This is a genomic window from Veillonella ratti (genome assembly GCF_003992115.1).
Classification (GTDB): Bacteria; Bacillota; Negativicutes; order Veillonellales; family Veillonellaceae; genus Veillonella_A; species Veillonella_A ratti.
Genome location: NZ_RQUX01000010.1, coordinates 58541 through 80109, shown reverse-complemented (window position 1 = coordinate 80109; position 21569 = coordinate 58541). Strand labels below are relative to the sequence as shown.

Here is a 21569-nt window from a genome sequence, read left to right as displayed (position 1 = left end):
ATATTGTATTTCTATTCATTTCTCAACATAAGAAGAACCTTCAAATAATTACAAGAGAAATATATTTCAACAAAATCAACAGGATATCAAATCAAAATATCAAAAATATTATCATTATTAAATAATAGTTCAAAAGAAAAATCTACCACTAGATAAAAGCGGATAGTTCAAACCGAACTATCCGCTTTTATCTAATGGTGACCCAGGAGAGATTCGAACTCCCGACCCACGGCTTAGAAGGCCGTTGCTCTATCCAACTGAGCTACTGGACCATATTCAATTACGAGCGATAAATAGAGTCTCTCTAAAAATCACTGTATACTATTATACACCAAACTTTGTAAAAAAATCAATTCTCTTCAATAAATTCTTTACGCAGTTTACATAACCAAAGTTAGCTTCTAAACAATAAAAAAATCCGCAGTCATCAGACTGCGGTAATGTTTCTAATAAGTGGAGCGGGTGAAGGGAATCGAACCCTCGCGACCAGCTTGGAAGGCTGGGGCTCTACCATTGAGCTACACCCGCATAAAAAAATGGTCGGGGCAGCAGGATTCGAACCTGCGACCCCCTGGTCCCAAGCCAGGTGCGCTACCAAACTGCGCTATGCCCCGATATATAAAGAATACTATTCTTTTCGCTGTTGTTACTAGCTTCGTTCTCAACAACAAAGCTATTGTATCATACCACGCAAATGTGCGCAAGTACTTTTTTATAATTTTTTTACAATTTTTGCAAAAAACTTTACAACATCAAAAATCATCAAGAATCGTCAGTATTCTTCATACACTATCATACTTATATTTTAGTTTTAAGCCATCCTTGTGTCAGCATCCCCATCCCCATAGCGAGGGCTATCGGGAAGAATAATTCCACTGAAAAGCGCGATAATTCGAGCATAAATACTGCCGAAGTAAGCGGCATTTTTTGAGCCAGACCGAGGAATACTACGGCGCCTAAAAACGCACTGAGCCCGACGGAAATCGGTCCGATCGCAAAATTCCACGCAATGGCCACCACGAGTGCTAAAGTACTCCCGAGCATCATAGATGGTGTAATTTTACCGCCATAGGCACCAACGCCCATAGCAAGTAAAACGGCCGCCCATTTAGCCGCAAAAAGGCCCAAGCCGTATTCCCAAGGTACGAGATGAGCAAAGGTGAGCTGATTCCCCGGTTTACCGTTCCCCAAGATGGCCGGAAAGTACACAGACATAAGTCCTACGAAGCCAAAGGCAATCACAGAGAACAGAATCATCTTAGGATTTGTCCGATCGAGTTTAGGCAGTTTAGCCTGCGATTTATCAAAAAAGACAACGGCCACGCCAATAATAATGCCAATCAGTACGGCAAATTCGGCAAAGTTACCTATCATAACGGGTTGCGGCATATCGTATTGAACCGTGTCACCAAGGCCTAAACGAACCACAAAGGTGGCGATACCGCAGGCGATAAAAGCAGAGCTCAAGGCTCTCACGTTCCATGTCAAAAGCAAGGTTTCCAATACGAAAATTGTAGCCGACACAGGCGAGTTGTACACGGCTGCCAAGCCGGCACCGGAAGCACAAGCAATGAGGAGTGACCGGTTTTCATTGGTCAGTTTTACATAGCGCATCACCCAGGTGATAAGCGCCGATGTTGCTTCACGAGGCGCTACTTCCCGGCCCAGTGGCGACCCCATAGCTACGGTTACAATTTGCAGCGTAGAGTGAAGCAATGTTGTTACCGGCGGCATTTCTTTTGTCACGTCTTTAACCGCATCCTTGACTTCAACCAGCTTACCGCCATAACGGTGAATCAGTACCCACCCGATTCCTCCTACCAGGCCACATGCCAACAGTGCCCAGATACGACGCTCACCACTTGCCTGCGCTACGCCCACACCAAAACTTAAATGCTCAGCAGCACTGTAGCCAAAGGTAAGATGCTGAATCACATGCAATAAATTAGTAAATATTATGCCCACGATACCGGCAAAAATACCGACCAATACGACTAACCCAAATACTTTACGCTCTAACATACCAAACTCCTACACCTGTATTACTTCGTTTGACTTAAAATCTAAGAATTACATTCCTATTATAACACCTAAAATCCCTTTTCCGGTTTGCTGTACAACTTATTTACATCCTGCACAAGTTTTTACAAATCACAGTCGGATTATTTATTTTAAAAACCTGTAGCAAAATACACTTATTTCTTATTTATCAGCCTTTATTCGGCTTCATTTCAATCAACGCATTCACCACTGTCACCTGCGAAATATGTTCACCCGCTTCATTGGTCACTTTAATTTCCCACACATGGCTACGTTTGCCGCCATGCAGCAAGGTGCCTTCAGCCAACAATTTCCCCACAGGTTTCGTCGCTTTTAAATGATGAGCCGTAATCGTCTGGCCCACGCCCACATAGTCCCCCTTTCCCATGAGATTGCTGGCCATACCGGCAATCGCTTCACAGTACGCAAGTGTAGCGCCACCATTTAGAAATCCGAACGGTTGCGCATGAAACTCGCTCATGGTCATGGCACTTTCAAAACCCGTTCCCGTTAAATTCACATGATCTATGTTAAGCTGATCAACGAGTGTCATTAATATCCTTCCTTTCCAAAACTTTATTCAAAAACAATCTTATCTAGCGTATATTCATCAAGCACCGCTTCATCGATATCTGTTCCGAGGCCCGGTTTAAAATCTACCGCCAAGCTTCCTTTTGAAAACTCAATGGGCGTGGTAATAATATCTTTTTCAAAATAACGGCTCATATCCGACAAATCGCCGGCCATCCAAGTATCTACCAGGGTGGCCAATTGCACATGCATATATTTTGAAACGCCGCTTTCCACCATGCTACCAATCCAAAAGCCGATATTATGGCTACGGCAATAGTCTAGGCAACGTACCGTTTCACGAAGGCCGCCCAAACGACCGACCTTAATATTCAGCACATCGAGCCAACCGGTTGCGTACATCGCTTTTAACTCCGCTAAGGATTGCACGCTTTCGTCAAAACAAAGGGGTGTTTTGATGGTCTTGCGCAGTTCTTTAGGTAGTGAGCTATACACTTCGGTGCTTTTATAGTTTCCGGCTTCATCCTTTGCCATAAAAGGTTCTTCCAAAGAACACAAATTGTACGGATTTAATGCGATAATTTCATCGGCCTGTTCCGGTAAAAAGCTACAGTTCGCATCACCGGCCAAGATAATATCCGGATGTGCTTTGCGCACAGCGGCTACCCGTGCTACCGCATCACCGGGCTTCAGTTTTAACTTAATACGCTTACAACCTTTCGCCACATGGGCATCCACGGCCTTCAGGAGGTTGGGAAGCGGCATATCACCGAGCACTACCCCGGATTCAATGGTATTATGTTTTTTGCCGGGCACTAAAGTTCCGATAGTCGATACGCCCTGTTCACCACAATAGGCATGGAGCAAGGCGTTTTCAAGACCGGCCCACGCCATAGGGTATTGAGCCCGCAACGTATCGCCCGTCAAAGGCTGTGACACACCACGCTCAGCAGCCCTCAATACAGCACAATCACCATGCCCTAATGTATCATAACCGGCAGCCTCCGAGACATCCCGTCCAACAGATTCCATATCACGAATTAAATCATACATAGTCCAAGACCCGGTCAGCGTTTTACCTACAAAAAACGGCAGCCACGCCGTCAACAGTATGTCTTTACTCTTGGTCAACGTTTCTGCCGTATAAAAAGGCTCCGTAAACGCCACCACTTCGCCGTAGCCGGTATAACCCGACGACGTGGTGACCCCTACGATAAGACTTTCTCTATGGGATAAGGCGCCTTGGGACGTACGAAAGGTAAAGCGCATCGGTAAACCAATGTGCCGCAACGTAAGCTTAGTTATCGTCATCTCATGAGTCATCGTTCGTCCCTCGCCCTAAAACAATATTAACATTAGCGACACTACCGCCTTATTTTACAGACGATAAAGCCCTAAAAATTTTACATATCCGCCGCTTCATCAATGAGTGTACGGCGCATAATTTTACCGGAATTGTTACGCGGCAATTTAGCCAAACGACAAATGGCCTTTGGCAGTTTATAACGGCCCAGGTTTTCACTTAAATGCTCTTTAACCGCTTTTACACTGGCTTCGCCGGCATAGTAGAGAATCGGCACCTGACCCCAGCGCTCGTCTTCTTTAGGCACGACGGCACATTCCGTCACGCCCGGCAAGCGATAGAGGCAATCTTCCAGTTCCTTCGGATAGATATTTTCACCGCCGGAAATAATAATATCCTGGCGACGATTCACAATATATAAATAGCCGTCTTCATCCATGTAGCCCATATCGTCGGTATTGAAAAAGCCAACAATCGGCGGTTTGCCGAGGTAGCCCGTCATGAGCATGGGCGACTGCAGCCAAATTTCACCAATACCCGTTTCATCGGGATTGCGCACTTCAATAACAACACCCGGTAACGGCTTGCCCACAGCCTGACGTTTATCCGGATGAGCCAATACATTCACCGTCGCACTTTGGGCGAAGGTTTCCGTCATGCCGTAGGTCTTAAAAATCGGCATGTCTTTAGCTAAGCAGTTCTCCACCAACGCATCGGGAATAAACTCACCACCGAGGAGCACCACGCGTAAGGCGTGAGTGTCAATGCGGTCAATGATACGTTGTAAGACCGTAGGCACCAAGGATACCATGGTCAGTTTACCGGATGTAATGCCGGCAATAACCCTGGCTTCGTCAAATGACGACATAATCGTAGCCGCCGTGCCGTTATATAATGTCCGCAAAATAATAGACAAGCCCGATACATGAAACATTGGTAACACAGTGAGCCAATTATCGGTTGGAGCTACGCCCAACACTTTGGCCGAAGCCTTTACATGGGCTTCAATTTGCCCCCAACGAAGTGGCACGGATTTAACGGAGCCGGTCGTGGCGCTGGTGTTCATAATGGCCGCTATGGCCTGATCCATGAGCGGCGGCACCAAGAGGCCTTCAAAGCATTGCACGAGCCTTGTGCGGGAAGTTTCATCCATAGGCGGCAAGGCACCCCAGGTACGCCAAGCTACTTCGTTCACCGCACTGTGATGGGGCCGGCAAAAACGACCGTTACAGGTTGCTTCCACCCGTTCCTGCACCGTCGGCGATGCAAAGATTAAATGCACGCCCAAGTCGAGGGCTTGCTGTTCCTGCTCCTGTACGGTGAGGTGCGGATTTACTAAAAATACTTCTTTCCCTAAGGACCATAACGCGAAGAGCATCACCGCCATGTCCACCGAGTTTTCACTGCAAAGACCGATGCGGTTCTCACCACGCACTACGGCCGACAAAAAGCCGGCCTGCAGTACGGTGCGCTCATATATCGTTTTATAAGTATAGCCATCAAGAAAGGGCTGATTGGGAGTTGCTTGCGCCCGCTCTCGTAACCATCGCATAGTTAAAACGTCCTCCTATCAAGGGAATTTAGGGAATTGTTTAAAATTAGGTTTACGTTTTTCTTTGAACGCATCGCGACCTTCTTTGGCTTCGTCGGTTGTATAGAACATGAGGGTCGCATCGCCGCCGAACTGCTGTAAACCGGCAAGACCGTCCGTATCAGCGTTGAAGGACGCTTTTAAGAAACGAAGGGCCATTGGGGATAATTGAAGGATTTCTTCACACCATTTAACGGTTTCTTCTTCCAATTGGTCAAATGGCACTACCGTATTAACAAGACCCATGTCGAGGGCTTCCTGCGCGGTGTATTGACGGCATAAGAACCAGATTTCACGGGCTTTTTTATGACCTACCAAACGAGCGAGGTAGCCGGCACCATAACCGGCATCGAAGGAGCCTACGCGCGGGCCGGTCTGGCCGAATTTAGCGTTTTCAGAAGCAATGGACAAGTCGCATACGATGTGAAGTACATGTCCGCCGCCGATAGCATAACCGTTAACCATGGCGATAACCGGTTTTGGCGTGATGCGGATTAAGTGTTGCAAATCGAGCACGTTAAGGCGTGGAATACGGTCTTCACCGACATAACCACCGTTGCCACGTACGCTCTGGTCCCCGCCGGAGCAGAATGCTTCTTTGTTCACGTCACCGCCGTGGTTAGCACCGGTTAAAATAATTACGCCCACTTCCGTGTCATCACGAGCAATGGTGAACGCGTCGATGAGTTCTACCACTGTTTTAGGGCGGAACGCATTGCGGATTTCAGGACGATTAATGGTGATTTTGGCAATGCCGTTATACGTTTCATAAATTACATCTTCATAACCGCGATCCAATACTTGCCAATCAAACTTGCTCATAATAGCCTCCTTTTTAAAACTCTGCCGACCGTATTTCAATTGCAATCGGCAACGCTAGCTACATTAATATACATCTAAAAAGCACATAAAGTCTTGATAGTTAACAGCTAATCAACTGATGTTTTTGTCATTATAGTCTGACAAAAACAAATTTACTATATCATTAAATTCATCGGGCATTTCGGTGTGCACATTGTGCCCCGCCTCAGGGACCGACACATGAGCCGAGTTTTCACAAAAACCGAAAATTGTCTTCCCTATGTCATCATACTTTGTATCAAGTGCCCCCGATACGTAAAGGATTTCCATTTCCAAATCGGCAATCTTATTGCCTACGTATGGCGTCATGCCCTGACCGGTGCCGCGTAAAGTATGGGCGAGCACCTCCGGCGTGTTGCTGAGACGGCGCTCTTTAATGGTGTGCTGCACCGCCGGTGATAGTTTTTGCTGAGTCGCAAAAATAGGCAGTTTTGACCACATCGCTTCAAACCATTCAATGGAGTGGGTCTCAATTTTGTGGGCCAACACTTCATCGGCAGCCGCCCGTTCCTGTCGCTCATTAATATCTTCAATGCCCGCTGACGCGGATTCCAATACAAGGAACATTAACCGTGACGGTTCGTACATAGCCGCATACTGCAAGGCCATGCGACCGCCCATGGAGTACCCCATAATACCGTAAGGTTCTTCACCTACCAAGGTGTGAATCAAAGTATATAAATGACGCAGCACCGTATCAAATTGATACAGCACCGGATTGTGCGACCGATCCGATACACCGTGGCCCAAAAAGTCCACACAATAGAGACGAAAACCTGGGAGATTCAATTTATCCCACGTGTCACCGGCTTCGCCGAAGCCGTGGAGACAGATAAGAGGCATGCCCTCTCCCCGCAGGGCCACGTGATAAGACACGTTGTCGATACTTATATATACATCATCGGCCGCTTCCAGCACAGCCGTAATCTCTTCTCGATCACCTTGATCGTACATTGATGTTTCATCAAGACTGTCAAAGTCATTTTTCATACACAGTTACCGTATACTTTCTGTGAAGTTCACGACTCACTTCACGATTTGTTTTTACTTCCAATAAATGGATACCGCCCGCTTTCATGGCGCGCACTACATTATCTTCAAAGTTTTCATAGCTCGTCACTGCCTGATAGTGAATGCCCATCAAATCAGCCAGGGCACTGTAGTTCAGGCCTTGCGGCGTTCCAAATAAATATTCGAAATTGTCGATGCCTTTTTGCGGTAAATATTCAAAAATACCGCCCCCATCGTTATTAAATAATACAATTACTAAGTTCAGACCTTCATTTTTACCCATCACAAGACCGTTCAGGTCATGGAAGAAGGATAAATCGCCCGTCACGAGCAAAGTCTGTTCACCTAAAGCGGCCGCAATCCCCAACGCTGTCGATTCGGTGCCGTCGATACCATTGATACCACGATTTCCGAACACGCGCGTATTCGGTTTACCTTGGCGCCAGAAATAATCGAAATCACGAATCGGCATACTGTTGGCCACCACCACATTCACCGTCTGCGGTGCCCCGTGTTTGATAAAGGTTCGCTCATCGAGACCGTCGTTCATGAGGGAGACAAACTTGCCCTCAAAGAGGGTTTTTTCTTCCCTAACTCGGGCCATGGAAAGGCTCGTTCTATATTGTGCTTTCAGCCAACTTTTCGTATAAGCATTGTCGCTTAATTTCTTATGGAGATTTTCCTTAGCCTTTAAAAAGGTCCTCAACTCGCCTTTGGTGGTTAAGAGATTATCAATCATCTCCGGCGCCCATAAGGTATAAATCAACTGCTTTGCCACATCCAAGGCAAAAGCAACGGGGTCGCATTGAATAACACGGTTCGTCGTTACCGTACCGTTGCGATACCCGGCCCCGGCATCAATCTGATAACAAACAGCTACTGAATGTTTTTTGATGAATTGTTGCAATCGTTTTGAAACCGGCATTTGCCCCAGCATCAAGATGTACTCCGGTGCCAACGCCCCTTGCCATTCCTCATTACTCAAAAACGCATCATACTTGTCGATAATGAGCGGATGATTCAAAGCTCTTACCGGTGACAGGGGATCAGCCAGTACGGGCGCTTCCAAAGCTTCACCTAAGGCCAGTATGGCCGTGCCATAGGCATTGTTGATTACGTTTTTAGGATTATCATAAAAACCGGGCCGAATTTCTACACCTTGGCAAAATTCAAAGCCATTGCCGTAACCGTTAGCTCGGTAGTACTCATCATCACCATCGCGTCCCGTAGCGGGACCACATAAAATAATGCCTTTACGACCTTTAAATTCTTCAATCAAGGTCTTTAATGCCTTTTCACTGAGACGCATAATCCCCGTTTGAGTTACAAAGCGCTTAGCTCCGCTCAATCGGCCTTTAGCAAACTGCTCGGCGCTCGTATCCGGCACCAAAGGTTCACGAAGGGGTACGTTAATATGTACCGGTCCCGGTACCACATCCATGGCTTTCATATAGGCCCTTTGAATTACTTGACGCGCATACAGCGACGACTCAAGAGCGCCACTGCCGGCAATATCGGGGCTGAGGGTTTCAAAATGATGCACGAAAGAACCGAAGAGTTTTACTTGGTCCATCGTTTGCGGTGCCCCTACAAACTGTGCTTCCGGCGGACGATCCGCAGTGAGCACGATTAAAGGCACACGGCTGTGAAACGCTTCAATAACGGCCGGAAAATAATGAGCGCCTGCCGATCCGGAGGTGCATACCAAAGCCACCGGTGTATGCAAACGTTTTGCCAAACCGAGGGCAAAAAAGCCTGCCGAACGTTCATCAATATTCATATATGTTTTGTAGCCGCCGTGAGCCATGAATGGTACGGCCATACTCGTTGAGCGAGATCCCCCGCTGAAAACTACATGGCGCACACCAAGTTCAAAAAGCTCATCCACTGCGGCTGCTATATATTCGTTCATCCTGCACCTCCATGAAAACAACGACTACTACACGTATCCTGCTTTTTTATTTTATCATAATCTTCGATATACGCCTATAACCGGCTGGTTCAAAGAGCCTTTAACCACGAAGACCCCTTGTTACCCTCACAGCTGTAGGCCTAAGCCACTTACAAAGCACGCATAATAGTTTGTAATTTAGTCATTGTTTCCTTATATTCCGATTCGCAATCGGAATCGGCCACGACACCGCAACCCGCATAGGCATACAATGTCTTACCATGAATTAGAGCCGAACGAATGCCTACGATTAAGAGTCCGTCGCCCGCTTCACGGAAAAGTGGCGTATTCCCGCAAACCCAACCGATAGGTGCCGCATATAAGCCCCGTTCATACGGCTCATATTGCTGTAAAAGGTCCAACGCCGCTGCCCGCGGCTCACCGCCCATGGCCGGTGTCGGATGCAGAGCTTTAGCCATGGTCAAAATAGAATGCTCCGTATCATGACCGTAGAGTAAGGTGCGCAAGTGATACAAATTTGGTAATTCCATAATATGCGTATCTTTCACTTCCACCCTATCACACAAATCACTCATGGTCGCTTTAATCATATCCACCACAATATTGTGTTCATAGCGGTTTTTAGCATCCGCCAAGAGGCGCGCCCCTTGATCATGAATGTCATCTTTTTTCATCGTACCGGCTAAGGCATAGCTCATGAAGTCCTGACCGCGTTTACGCACCAATACTTCCGGCGATGCGCCGAGAAATACGGCATCCCCCTTGTTATAGGCAAAAATAAAAGCCCCCTGGTTCTGCGCCACTAAGCGACCGATAATCGAGGTACTGTCAAAGGGTGTATCGCTTTCCAGCGTCACTTTACGTGAAGCCACTACTTTCGTCACTTCGCCCGATGCAATACCTTCTTGAATATGACTGAACAACATCTGCCATGCTTCATAATCGTCGGCCCCCGCTTCGCGATAGCTGTGTGCTACCGGCTTGATTATTTCCGATTCAACAACCGGTGGCTCTGCAGCGGCGGTTACCCAATAGGCACGCCCTTCTTCCTGTACATAGTAATGGGTGAAAACAACCAATTCATTCCCCATGTTTTGCCACGCTTCATCGTTGACCGTCTCAAAAAAAGTCTGACCGTACCAAGCCCACGGATACTCCGGTAATTCCGCTTCCGTAATACTCTTAACACGGCCGGCCGCCACGATAACGCGATTAACCTGCGTATCATGCCAATAGACCCTTTCCTCGCCCTCAAAATGTTGCCAAACAGCTAAGGGTTCCCATATATCTGTTGGAAAGATTGTATATTTCATAAACTTCCTCATTCATAAATAACTTTAACATCTTATTATACCACTCTCACCAGGCAAAAGAAAATGTCTCTCATAATGCGACTTACCAGGATTTTCAACTGCTTCACATAACAAATATTTCCCATTACAAAATTAAACCACTGCCATAAAATTAAGTCTGCCAGCATTGTATTTACATAACAAAATAAAACCGCCTTTGCAGGCGGTTTTTACTTTTAACCCTACGGCTATTCTGTTTTTACTGATGGGATACGTGCTCAATCCCCTGACTGAGAAGCATAACCACGTGTTCGTCATTAAGGCTGTAGTACACGGTTTTCCCTTCCTTACGAAATGCTACCAAGCGCGCTTGGCGCAACACTCGCAATTGGTGCGAAATAGCGGATTGCCCCATACCCATGGCTTCAGCAATATCCGTTACGCACATTTCTTTATTCAATAATTGCTGCACGATGCGAATCCGCGTAGGATCTCCCAGCACTTTAAACAAATCAGCCAATTCTTGCACATCTACTTGTGCATGAGCAACATCCATACTTAACTCCTATTACACCATTTATATTCTTACGTTCTAATACTTATAGACTTCTATTTGCTAAGGATTACTTAAAGCTTTCATAGTCTGTTTAATTATTATATAACGAAACAAACAAATTTAACCAGTTTAATTTTGACCCGCCCCATCAATGGCAGCCGTTGCTTCAGCAGTCGCCTGCGGTTCACCGATTTGATTGATTGGTGTGCGGCTGTCAATTTCCTGTTGTGCTTCACTCTCAGGTGTAGCCAACTCTAAAGGCACACCGCGCGAATATACGCCCGTAACGATACCGTAACCGTCTTTAATTTTAAGCGTAGCCAATAAAGTCCCTTTATAGGTCGTGTAAAAATCAGGATTTACTTTATTTAAATCCAAAGTCACACGATTAAACAATAGTTTAAATTCTACATCCGTATTTTCTACACGAGTTACGCGCGCAAAAATATAATCGCCTGTGGTCGGCTTTTTATCGGACACGCCGGTTACTTCCAAGATGCCGTTCGGCTTAGCCGTTACCCACACATATACTTCCTGGTCATGCACCGGCAAACGACCGCCCTGCCATGGTCCGCGACTACCTAAAAATCTGACTTCCAAATAATCGGACGGAATCCACCCGGCTGTACGCGACAAGGACACGGGCCATTGATATTCACCGCCACCTTGCAACAAAGAGGTGGAACGATGTTGAATAAAAAACGGCGATAACAAAGTACAAATACCGACTACAATAAAGAGGATCCATTTTATATAAACTCTATTGCGCATCAGAGGTTTCCCCCTTTCGTGCCGTCGTTTTATCAGAACTTTCAGTGGCCGCCGATTCCTGATTACGAGCAGTATAGGCCATATTACCGGCTTCCGTAACAGTAGCAGAATTCGCTGCGTCCGCGCCCGTTCGAGCATCGCCGGCAACACTCGTATAATTACCGGCCGGTTCAGTATGTTCACCGGTATCCGTCACTTCAATATGTTCATCATCACCCAAGGTTTGGCGACGACGTAAACGTCGATTGGCTCTGGCTACCGACGTATTCACCTGCGCCTGTTGTGATTGCTTACGCCACATGTAGAACAGGTTAACCGCAAAAATAGCTACGCCTGTTACCATAAAGGTAAAACCGCGTTCAACAAAGGAAAACGTAGGATCAAAGAAGCGCGCCGCAATCATGGCTAAGAAGGTAAAAATACAACCATTTACCAAACCTACACGTTTGGTTACCGTACCTTGCCACAAGAGGACGATGGCCAATAACACTACATATACATTAAATAGGATAGAACCGGTTAGCGGTGTCATGCCCCAATGAACAGACAACATCAAAAGCCCTACTACGATAGGGCAAAACGTGATTAAAAGGTCCGTGCCCATTCGTTTTTGCCAAAGTGCATTTAAGCCGCCCGCAACCAAAATTAGGGCAACTATGCCTAAGCCGATACTGAGCCAATCAGCCGAAGCCGCCGCTTCTTCCTGCCAGGTACTGATAAATGTACCATATACGACCACATACATGAGGCCGAGTACCCCGATACCGCGGAACGGCAAAGACCAGAGGCCCTGTTCGCGGGACAAGCTGCCTAAGGCATAAGTGGCCGCCGATAAGGACGCTACAAAGAATAGACCGAGCGATAAATTATACGACGTAATGGTAAAAAAGAACGCCCCAAAAATAGCCGCCACATAGGCCCATGAGAGCCACAAAGTAGACAAATATGAGCGTGTGCGTTTACGTAACTGCTCCGCAAAGAACGGACTGCCCGCTGCCAGAAGAAGCCATAACCAAACAGGTTCACCCCACATGGTAACTTCCCGCGCCGATACACTCCATAAAAGGCCAATTAACAGATAGGCCATCATGGTGAAACCGGATCCCAACAGATATATGACCGGCAAGGTGAGCAGCATTATGATGAGTGCATAAAAGCCCCAGCCTTCACCCGTATAATAGGTATCGCTCATGAGCACCGTCGATATGGTAAGGGCCGCCACATAAAAAAGCCCTATGCCTTCCGCATAGATGCTCCCCCTAGGCGCCTTCCAAAGCCCTAAGCCTAAAGCGATAACCGCCAAGAGCAAGAGCGCAATACACCAGTCCATACGACCGGCCGGCGAAAAGCTGTACCAATAGCCGGCAAAGAGTAAAAATACACCTAAACTCGTTAACAACAACCCTAATAATAACACCAATAACCTTCTGAGCGAAGGCCCCTGATTGGTGTCTACGGTACCATAAAACACGCGCATCTGTGCAGCATGTTCTTTAGAAATCCAGCCCTTTGCCTCCCACTCGGGCAGTTGTTCATGAAGCCAAACAATCCGTTGTTTATTCATAGTACCTCCATTCTAAAAAGAGGCTTTGCCCCTTGGCGAGCAAAGCCCCTCATATGTGACTATTTATTTGACAACGAGCACCGGGCAAGTAGAATGACTGGTTACATAGCTACTTACACTGCCCATAAATAACCCTTTCAAAGGTCCAAGGCCTCGGCTACCCATTACGATTAAGTCGGCATTAAACTTCTTAGCTACCGCTAATACAGCCGGACCGGGAGAGCCTACTTCAAATACATTTTTAACAGCAATATCGGCAGGTACGTCTTTGGAAACGTCTTCCAAAATCTTTTTACCTGTTTCTTCCATGTCTTCCGCGATTTGTTCCGATACATAACCGCCGCTGATAGGGGTCTGGTCAAAATTGGAAATAGCGGACACGATATTGGCTACGTGTACGATAACAAGCTGTGCTTCGTTACGTTCGCAAATAGAAACGGCATGCTGCAACGCACGTTTCGAGTTCTCGGAACCGTCAGCCGGTACAACTATCGTCTTGTATACTACTTTAGCGTTATTTTGTTCTTGCATATGAATCCCTCCCATTGGTGAATGATTCGATTCATTCACGATGACTTCTTCTATACTTAAGTATTCTCTACGGAGTTACAAAAGTCCTTTTTTATTTCAAAAAATTTTCAAAAAAAGTTTAGAATTTTTAAATTAATGCGGAGATACTCATAATATCACCGTATGCGAACCTAAACAGAAGCTGCTACACACGCTTACAGTATAACCGTACCGCCACTCAAAAGACCTTTGTGCTGAATGCGAACACCTTCGACCATTTTCATCAAGTCTTCGTCGGTAAACTGACCGTTATCCGGCGCCATAACGCGAGCCACAACAGCTTGACCGGAGTCGGTAAGGGTGATATAAGAAGCAAACTTAATGGCTACCCCTTCACCTCGTTGTAAGCTGCCTACGATTAAGGAGCCTGTATTATGGTTATCAATCAAAGTTTTATAGCCTTCAATGGTAGCCCCATAATTGGTGACTAATTCATTTACATAGAAATCGGCAATTTCCTGACGAGCCGTCATAGTCGGATAGCTGGCTCGGGAATCGATGGATACGGTTTTGTCCATAGGGAATAAGCCCACTTCGATGCGATAGAAATCTTTGGTTAAAACGGCACCGTTTCTATTTTGCGTTACCACTTTAAAGCCGCTTGGTTTAATATAACTGATTTCATCGGTTAATACCAAGTTGCCCGTATTGCGATATTTTTCCTTCATGAGTTTAAACGAAGGCACTACATTCTTCACAACGCCCTGCATCATATAATCATTATATTTGCTAGGATACATCATAGTCATGGTATATCGCTGCGTAGGGTCCGCCGCCATGATAAACTCCGCATCAAAGAACGTGGAACCGGTTTCACCCGCATCACTGCGCACGAAGGAGTCCCAGCGAGCCGTCGTAGCTCCTTTGAAATCGAATAAGTCGCCGTCTAAGGTGTATCCGCTTAAGTCCTTGCGGTTTTCACGCCATAAAGCAAGGTAGCGTTCTTTCGTCATATTCGTAACAGATTCGTTATACCAAGTAGTGTTCCACTGTTGCAAACTCACATTGCCTTCCACAATATTGTCACGTTTGGTAAAAGAAACAAGGAATGGCTCGGAAATGGAGCTTTCCGCCAAGTTAAAGAAATAACCGCGTTCGGTGCTGCCGTCATCTTTAGCTTGTGATTCATAACGACCATTGGTGAGACGCCATGGCACGGTAAATGTATAACCGTCAGAATAATCGCGAATTTCCGTGGTCATAGTGGTAGCATACGATTGATACGCAGCCGGTAAATCGGATTCACTGTGAACCCCGCGAGCTTCAAAGGTCTGAGCCTCCGCCGTTGCTTTCGTCGTATCATAAGTCGGTAAACTCTTAGCATAGCCGGTGCCGACTACGCCCAACAGTGCCCCTACCGCTAAGGTAGCAATTCGCATTTGCCATCGTTGCTTCATTACATATGTCTCCTTTACTTATAGCATAGAATCTAAAAATGCCTTGGTACGTGGTGACTTTGGATTGGTAAAAACGTCTTCCGGTTTGCCTTCTTCCTGAATAATGCCGTCCGCCATAAAAATGATGCGATCCGCCACCTGACGGGCAAACGCCATTTCATGGGTCACGATAATCATCGTCATATGCTCTTCCGCCAACTGTTGAATCGTACGAAGTACTTCACCGGTCAGTTCCGGATCTAGGGCCGACGTCGGCTCGTCAAAAAGCATGATGCTCGGATTCATGGCGAGTGCTCTGGCAATGGCCACACGCTGTTTCTGGCCGCCCGACAATTTGGACGGATATACATCTTTTTTCTCCCAGAGGCCTACTTTTTTAAGTAACGCTTCCGCCGTCGGAGCAATATCCGCGGCTTTCATGCCTTTTACCATTTGCGGCGCAATTAAAATATTATCCCAAACCGTCATGTGTGGGAATAAATTGAATTGCTGGAACACCATGCCCATTTTAAGCAAGAGTGCCTGCTGTGTCTTTTTATCAGTATACACGGCATTACCGTCCCCTTCAGTCTGTACCAAAGGTGTACCATCTACTACTATTGTACCACGGTCTATCACTTCCAGCTGACCTAAACAGCGTAAAAATGTAGATTTCCCCGAACCGGATGGTCCGATGATAGCCACAACCTCACCTTTATCCATAGAAAGGGATACTTTTTTTAGAACAGGCAGGCCGTCAAAGCTTTTTTCTATTTCTTTCATTTCAATAAAGCTCATGTGTAGTCCTCCTATTCATCGTACACAGCGTAACGTTTTTCCAAATAGTTAAAAATATTAGTCAATACAAAGGTCATTATTAAATAGAAAATAGCCGCTACGATAAAGGCGGACGTGTCAAAGTCACGTTGCACAATACCGCGGGTAATTCTCAGAACATCGTTCATAGCTAAAATATACACCAAAGAGGTATCTTTGAGCAAGTTGATTGTTTCATTCGCCAGTGGTGGTAACACCCGTTTAACCACCTGCGGTAAAATAATTTTACGCATGGTCTGTACATAGGTAAATCCCAAAACTTTGGCCCCCTCATACTGACCTTTCGGAATGGATTGAATGCCGCCGCGGAAGATTTCACACAAATACGCAGCATAGTTGAGCACGAAGGAAATTACCGCCGCCGTCGTATCGTCGAGTTGCACGCCGATGTAAGGAATGAATGGCAAGCCGTAGTAAATAAATAAGATCTGTAACATTAACGGGGTGCCACGCATAATATATACATAGAATGCCATAATTTTGCGTACAATGCCGATAGGTGACAAGCGCAATAGAGCCGCTAAAACGCCGAACGGCACGGACAATACCAATACAATTAAAAACAGGGAGACGGTTACTCCCAGCCCATTGGCGATGACCGGCGTAATCTTCAATAAATAGTCTATTAATTCCATCAAACTGACTCCTTTCAAAGAAAGAAAGGAGGTAAGGACTACCTCCTTTCTTCACTGCTATATTAACCGGGTTGTGTAAACGGTTACAGCCTTACGCCATCACTGCCACAAAGCGATTATTTAAAAGCATCTTTATTTAATAAGTTACTGTTGCCGAACCATTTTTCAGCAACCTTGTCGGCTGTGCCGTCATTCATTACTTGTTTTAACACTTCATTGATTTTAGCTTGTAAAGCTTTATCTTCTAAACGGAAACCTACACCCATTTTTTCAGCGCCATAGTCGCCGTTAGCCAAGCGGAACACGCCCGGTTTCTGAGTCATGGTGAACTGCCCAACGATACCGTCAACTACGAGGGCATCAATACGACCGAGTTCCAAATCCATGAAGGCGTTAACGAAGTCGCCATATTTTTTTACTTCTTTAAAACCGCGTTCTTGCGCATCTTTTTCAACAGCAGCTTCTACGCTACTACCCTGCTGGGTACCTACGATTTTACCTTTTAAGTCGTCTTTGCTCTGGATTGGGGAATCAGCGCGTACGGCAATGATTTGTTTGTCCTGTACATATGGGGTGGAGAATAAAATATTCTTTTCACGTTCCGGTGTAATACTCAAGCCGTTCCACAAAGCGTCGATACGTTTACTCTTAAGTTCTGCTTCCTTGCTGTCCCAGTCGATTGGTTTGAATTCTACTTCCATACCGGCTCGTTTCGCCACTTCTTTGGCAAGGTCGATATCAAAGCCTACGATTTCGCCCTTATCATCACGGAAGCCCATTGGTGGGAAATTGTCATCTAAACCGATTACAATTTTCTTTGGTAATTCAGTGGCTGCCGCTTTATCTTTATCCGCGTCATTACCACAACCGGCCGCAAACGCCGCCATCGTAAACATTGCCAGGCCCAAGGCCAACATCTTCTTCAACTTCATAACTAAGTCCCCTCTTTCTGTTTTCTCAATCCAAAGCATTAGTTTTAATTTATGAACTCATTATACTTTATCTAACTAAAGAAGTAAAGGCTTAAATTTTAATTTATACTTCTAATTAATCATAGGATATGTTACCAAAAGTCATAGTTACGAAACAATCCGGCCGACCTTTTCAATTTTAAAACAGCAAATTCGGCCTATACGCTAACAAAAAAACGGTCCGACAAAGGCCGGACCGCTTCACGCGCTCTGTTATTTACATGGCAGTATGACTGCGTTCATCAATAACCGACAACAATTTAAGTTTATCCTTATAGGTTACGAACTGTAAGTCCACCATTACGATAAGGATACCCCCGCTTTCGGTTACCATGTGGATTTCCTCCCAATTAGCGGTAAAACCGATAATTTGAGCATACGGAATAAAACTGTAGTAATGGTCACCATTCCAGAGCATGTCAATGCGCTCCCAAAGGCTACTCGGTCGACGTCTGATGACAATCCCCTTTTCACACACGTAGACCAACGGGCGCCTTTGTCTTGTCATGCGCCATACACAAAAACCTACAATGATGTAGTCAATCGCAATATGATTCCAAACCACACCGCGTTGTGAATGCCACACAGCCCAAGTAGCCACGGCACCAAAAAACAGCCACATAACCCAAGATACTAAGATATAATCGGCAAACGTCTCCTCTACTTCACCGCAAGGAAAGCGTTCGGTTACTTCACGTACTTCCATATCCCCACCTCCAGCATCAGCCCAAGGTTCCCCTAAATACAGATAATTATTTACGATGAAGGCCCATAGCAAGCTCTACGTCACGATATGTTTTGCTTGCCTTTTCACGAGCTTTAACGGCCCCTTCGTCAAGAATGCGATCCAATTCAGGACTGTCGATTAAGTCATTGTAACGTTCATGAATCGGGCGTAATGTGTCTACCAACAATTCGGCTACATCTTTTTTAAACGTGCCGTAGCCCTGACCCACATAGCGTTGTTCGATGGTTTCATACGATTCTTTGGTGATGGCCGCATAAATTCCCATCAAGTTGGAAATACCCGGTTTATTTTCTTTGTCATAATGAACGGAGTTTTCCGAGTCAGTCTGAGCCCGTTTAATCTTCTTAACGATTGTCTTTTCATCATCCAACAAGCGAATGGTAGCCATCTGATTATCATCGGATTTACTCATTTTCTTAGTCGGTTCCTGTAAGCTCATAACGCGAGCACCGCCTACGCCGAGTTTAATTTCAGGAATAGTGAAAACTTCGCCGTACACGCGGTTAAAGCGCTGGGCCAAATCGCGGGTCAATTCCATATGTTGCTTCTGGTCTTCCCCAACCGGTACATAATTGGTCTGGTAGAGCAAAATGTCCGCAGCCATGAGTGGCGGATAGGTCAATAAACCGGCCGGAATGGAGTCACCCCGTTTTTGTGATTTATCTTTGTACTGTGTCATGCGTTCCAATTCGCCCACGTAGCTAATAGTCGTCATAACCCAGCCTAAGCGTACATGTTCCGGTACTTCGGACTGTACGAACAAAGTAACTTTCTTAGGGTCAAGGCCTACGGCTAAATACAAGGCAGCCAAGCGACGAGTGTTGGCAAAAAGTTCTTTCGGATCTTGCGGTACCGTGATGGCATGCTGGTTTACGATACAGTAGTAGCATTCATCACTATCCTGATAATCCAAAAAGTTACGCAACGCGCCTAAATAGTTGCCTAAGGTCAATTCACCGCTCGGTTGAATGCCTGAAAAAATAACTGACATAAAAATTCCTCCTATAAAGACTTCGTCCTCTCTCTCACCGGCGAAATCTTTTTATGTATTATATATTATTGTACCCCGAAAACGTCATTCTGTACATGAAAAATAACCGTGGCTACATCTTCATATAGCCACGGTTAGGATTCTAAAAATCAATAAGCGATTATTCAACCGTTACGGATTTAGCCAAGTTTCTTGGTTTATCAACGTCGGTACCACGCGTAATTGCTGCATAGTAAGCCAACAATTGCAATGGCACAACAGCCAAAATAGGTGCCGTAAATTTATCAGAGCGTGGTACAAAAATTGTGTGGTCCACATATTTGGAAATTTCCGTATCACCGGCCAGACCGAGACCGATAACAACCGCATCACGGGCTTTAACTTCCTTAATGTTGCTCATCATTTTTTCGCGTACATCTTCCTGCGTTGCCAAGGCGATAACCGGCACACCTTCTTCAATAAGAGCTAAGGTACCGTGTTTCAATTCGCCGCCGGCGTACGCTTCCGCATGGATGTACGAAATTTCTTTCAATTTCAAGGAACCTTCCATGGCTACGGCATAGTCGATGGAACGGCCCAAGAAGAAGGCATCTTCACGGAAACCGTAGTTTTTGGCAAATGCTTTAATATCATCAACCGTTTCAAAGATTTCATTGCATAACGTTGGCAATTCATGTAAATCGGTTAAGATTTTTTCTGCCAAAGCAGCATCCAATTTGCCGTTCAATTTACCGATGTAAACAGCGAGTAACAATAATGCTACGAGCTGCGTTGTGTAAGCCTTAGTAGAAGCAACGGCAATTTCAGGGCCGGCCCAAGTATAGATTACTTGATCCGCTTCACGGGCGATAGAAGAACCGACTACATTGGTTACCGCCAAGGAACGAGCGCCGCGGCGTTTCGCTTCTTTTAAAGCGGCCAAAGTATCGCTGGTTTCACCGGACTGACTGATGACAATAGCCAAGGTATTTTTGTCAGTCAACGGATCGCGATAACGGTATTCGGAAGCGATATCTACTTCTACCGGAATGCGCGCCAATTGTTCAATATAATATTTAGCTACCAAACCTGCATGATACGCTGTACCGCAAGCGGTAATCAAAATACGGTTAACAGACGCTACATCAGCCGGTTCCCAACCCAATTCTTCAAAGATAACATCTTTGTTGTCTTTGGAAATACGACCGGTCAAGGTATCGCGAATCGCTTTAGGTTGTTCATAGATTTCTTTTAACATGAAATGTTCAAAACCGCCTTTTTCAGCCGCTTCGGCATTCCAAGTTACATGGTATACTTTTTTATTGATTAAATTACCTGCCAAATCACTTACGCGTACGGAATCTTTAGTTACAACCGCTACTTCACCGTCGTTCATGATATACGTGTCACGGGTGTGATTGATAATGGCCGGAATATCGGAAGCGATGAAGTTTTCACCTTTACCGAGACCGATAACGAGAGGGTTATCTTTTTTAGTACAAATGATACGGCTTGGATCATCGGCACACAAAATAACCAAAGAATAAGAACCTTCGATACGTTGTAACACGCGACGAACGGTACCTTCAAAGTCTCCGTCGTATAAGTCGGCCAATAAATGAGCTACTACTTCCGTATCCGTTTCGGATTTAAATTCATAGCCTTTTTTGATTAATTCTTCTTTAATCGGCAAGTAATTTTCTACAATACCGTTATGTACAACGGCAAATAAGCCTTTAGCATCGGTGTGCGGATGGGCATTCATATCCGACGGACGGCCGTGAGTGGCCCAACGAGTATGACCGATACCTACATGACCCGGATTTGGGTCGTTTTTAACAATGCCTTCCAAGTTAGCCAAACGGCCCACTTTTTTCTGCACTTTAATTACATTATTCGGACCGATTACGGCAATCCCGGCAGAGTCATAGCCGCGATATTCGAGCTTAGACAAACCGTCCAACATAAACTGGGACGCATCTTCAAATCCAATATATCCTACAATACCACACATGGTTGTATCCTCCTGT

General features: G+C 45.7%; 19 protein-coding genes and 3 tRNA genes. All 22 read right to left on the bottom strand.

Annotated elements, in window-relative coordinates; all coding sequences use genetic code 11:
* Positions 1–195: 195 nt before the first annotated feature.
* The 22 genes from EO124_RS05900 to glmS all read right to left on the bottom strand — a co-directional run bounded on the left by EO124_RS05900 (position 196) and on the right by glmS (position 21553).
* A tRNA-Arg gene (locus tag EO124_RS05900) sits at positions 196–272 on the bottom strand.
* A 182-nt stretch (positions 273–454) separates the two neighbouring features.
* A tRNA-Gly gene (locus EO124_RS05895) sits at positions 455–528 on the bottom strand.
* A gap of 9 nt (positions 529–537) precedes the next feature.
* Positions 538–614, bottom strand: a tRNA-Pro gene (locus EO124_RS05890).
* Positions 615–798: 184 nt separating this feature from the next.
* Positions 799–2022, bottom strand: coding sequence for a chloride channel protein (locus EO124_RS05885; RefSeq protein WP_127058748.1), 1224 nt, complete (start codon positions 2020–2022; stop codon positions 799–801).
* 187 nt (positions 2023–2209) lie between these two features.
* Positions 2210–2593 carry a PaaI family thioesterase gene (locus EO124_RS05880; protein WP_127058747.1) on the bottom strand — a complete coding sequence of 128 codons (384 nt, stop codon included), beginning with the start codon at positions 2591–2593 and terminating at the stop codon, positions 2210–2212.
* A 23-nt stretch (positions 2594–2616) separates the two neighbouring features.
* Positions 2617–3882, bottom strand: coding sequence for an o-succinylbenzoate synthase (gene menC / locus EO124_RS05875; RefSeq protein WP_164726562.1), 1266 nt, complete (start codon positions 3880–3882; stop codon positions 2617–2619).
* A gap of 92 nt (positions 3883–3974) precedes the next feature.
* The gene (gene menE, locus EO124_RS05870; RefSeq protein ID WP_127058745.1) at positions 3975–5426 is read right to left on the bottom strand and encodes an o-succinylbenzoate--CoA ligase; all 1452 of its coding nucleotides are present in this window, start codon (positions 5424–5426) and stop codon (positions 3975–3977) included.
* 18 nt (positions 5427–5444) lie between these two features.
* Complete coding sequence (gene menB / locus EO124_RS05865) at positions 5445–6287, bottom strand: 1,4-dihydroxy-2-naphthoyl-CoA synthase (RefSeq protein ID WP_006556072.1); 843 nt, start codon at positions 6285–6287, stop codon at positions 5445–5447.
* Positions 6288–6398: 111 nt separating this feature from the next.
* Entirely contained in the window at positions 6399–7316 is a 918-nt protein-coding gene (gene menH, locus EO124_RS05860) for a 2-succinyl-6-hydroxy-2,4-cyclohexadiene-1-carboxylate synthase (protein WP_127058744.1), read from the bottom strand.
* Positions 7306–9249, bottom strand: a complete 1944-nt coding sequence (gene menD, locus EO124_RS05855) for a 2-succinyl-5-enolpyruvyl-6-hydroxy-3-cyclohexene-1-carboxylic-acid synthase (RefSeq protein WP_127058743.1) — start codon at positions 9247–9249, stop codon at positions 7306–7308. The genes menH and menD overlap by 11 nt, the downstream gene beginning before the upstream one ends.
* Positions 9250–9398: 149 nt before the next feature.
* A complete protein-coding gene (locus EO124_RS05850) occupies positions 9399–10562 on the bottom strand; it encodes an isochorismate synthase (RefSeq protein ID WP_127058742.1) in 1164 nt (387 codons plus the stop codon).
* A gap of 238 nt (positions 10563–10800) precedes the next feature.
* Positions 10801–11097, bottom strand: coding sequence for an ArsR/SmtB family transcription factor (locus EO124_RS05845; RefSeq protein WP_021841576.1), 297 nt, complete (start codon positions 11095–11097; stop codon positions 10801–10803).
* A 129-nt stretch (positions 11098–11226) separates the two neighbouring features.
* Positions 11227–11868, bottom strand: coding sequence for a hypothetical protein (locus EO124_RS05840; RefSeq protein ID WP_127058741.1), 642 nt, complete (start codon positions 11866–11868; stop codon positions 11227–11229).
* Positions 11858–13432 (bottom strand): DUF2157 domain-containing protein, encoded by a 1575-nt coding sequence (locus tag EO124_RS05835; protein ID WP_127058740.1) that lies wholly within the window; start codon positions 13430–13432, stop codon positions 11858–11860. Before EO124_RS05835 ends, EO124_RS05840 begins: the two co-directional genes overlap by 11 nt.
* 63 nt (positions 13433–13495) lie before the next feature.
* Positions 13496–13963, bottom strand: coding sequence for a universal stress protein (locus EO124_RS05830; RefSeq protein WP_021841579.1), 468 nt, complete (start codon positions 13961–13963; stop codon positions 13496–13498).
* Positions 13964–14157: 194 nt separating this feature from the next.
* Entirely contained in the window at positions 14158–15399 is a 1242-nt protein-coding gene (locus EO124_RS05825; protein ID WP_127058739.1) for a hypothetical protein, read from the bottom strand.
* Between the two features lie 18 nt (positions 15400–15417).
* On the bottom strand, positions 15418–16176 hold the full coding sequence (locus EO124_RS05820; protein ID WP_127058738.1) for an amino acid ABC transporter ATP-binding protein: 759 nt from the start codon (positions 16174–16176) through the stop codon (positions 15418–15420).
* Between the two features lie 11 nt (positions 16177–16187).
* A complete protein-coding gene (locus EO124_RS05815; protein WP_206512544.1) occupies positions 16188–16850 on the bottom strand; it encodes an amino acid ABC transporter permease in 663 nt (220 codons plus the stop codon).
* Positions 16851–16966: 116 nt separating this feature from the next.
* Positions 16967–17782, bottom strand: a complete 816-nt coding sequence (locus EO124_RS05810) for an amino acid ABC transporter substrate-binding protein (protein ID WP_127058737.1) — start codon at positions 17780–17782, stop codon at positions 16967–16969.
* A 256-nt stretch (positions 17783–18038) separates the two neighbouring features.
* Positions 18039–18527, bottom strand: a complete 489-nt coding sequence (locus tag EO124_RS05805; RefSeq protein ID WP_127058736.1) for a hypothetical protein — start codon at positions 18525–18527, stop codon at positions 18039–18041.
* Between the two features lie 46 nt (positions 18528–18573).
* A complete protein-coding gene (trpS, locus tag EO124_RS05800; RefSeq protein WP_127058735.1) occupies positions 18574–19560 on the bottom strand; it encodes a tryptophan--tRNA ligase in 987 nt (328 codons plus the stop codon).
* Between the two features lie 160 nt (positions 19561–19720).
* Positions 19721–21553: a glutamine--fructose-6-phosphate transaminase (isomerizing) gene (gene glmS, locus EO124_RS05795; protein ID WP_127058734.1), complete on the bottom strand. Its 1833-nt coding sequence runs from the start codon at positions 21551–21553 to the stop codon at positions 19721–19723.
* Positions 21554–21569: the final 16 nt, after the last annotated feature.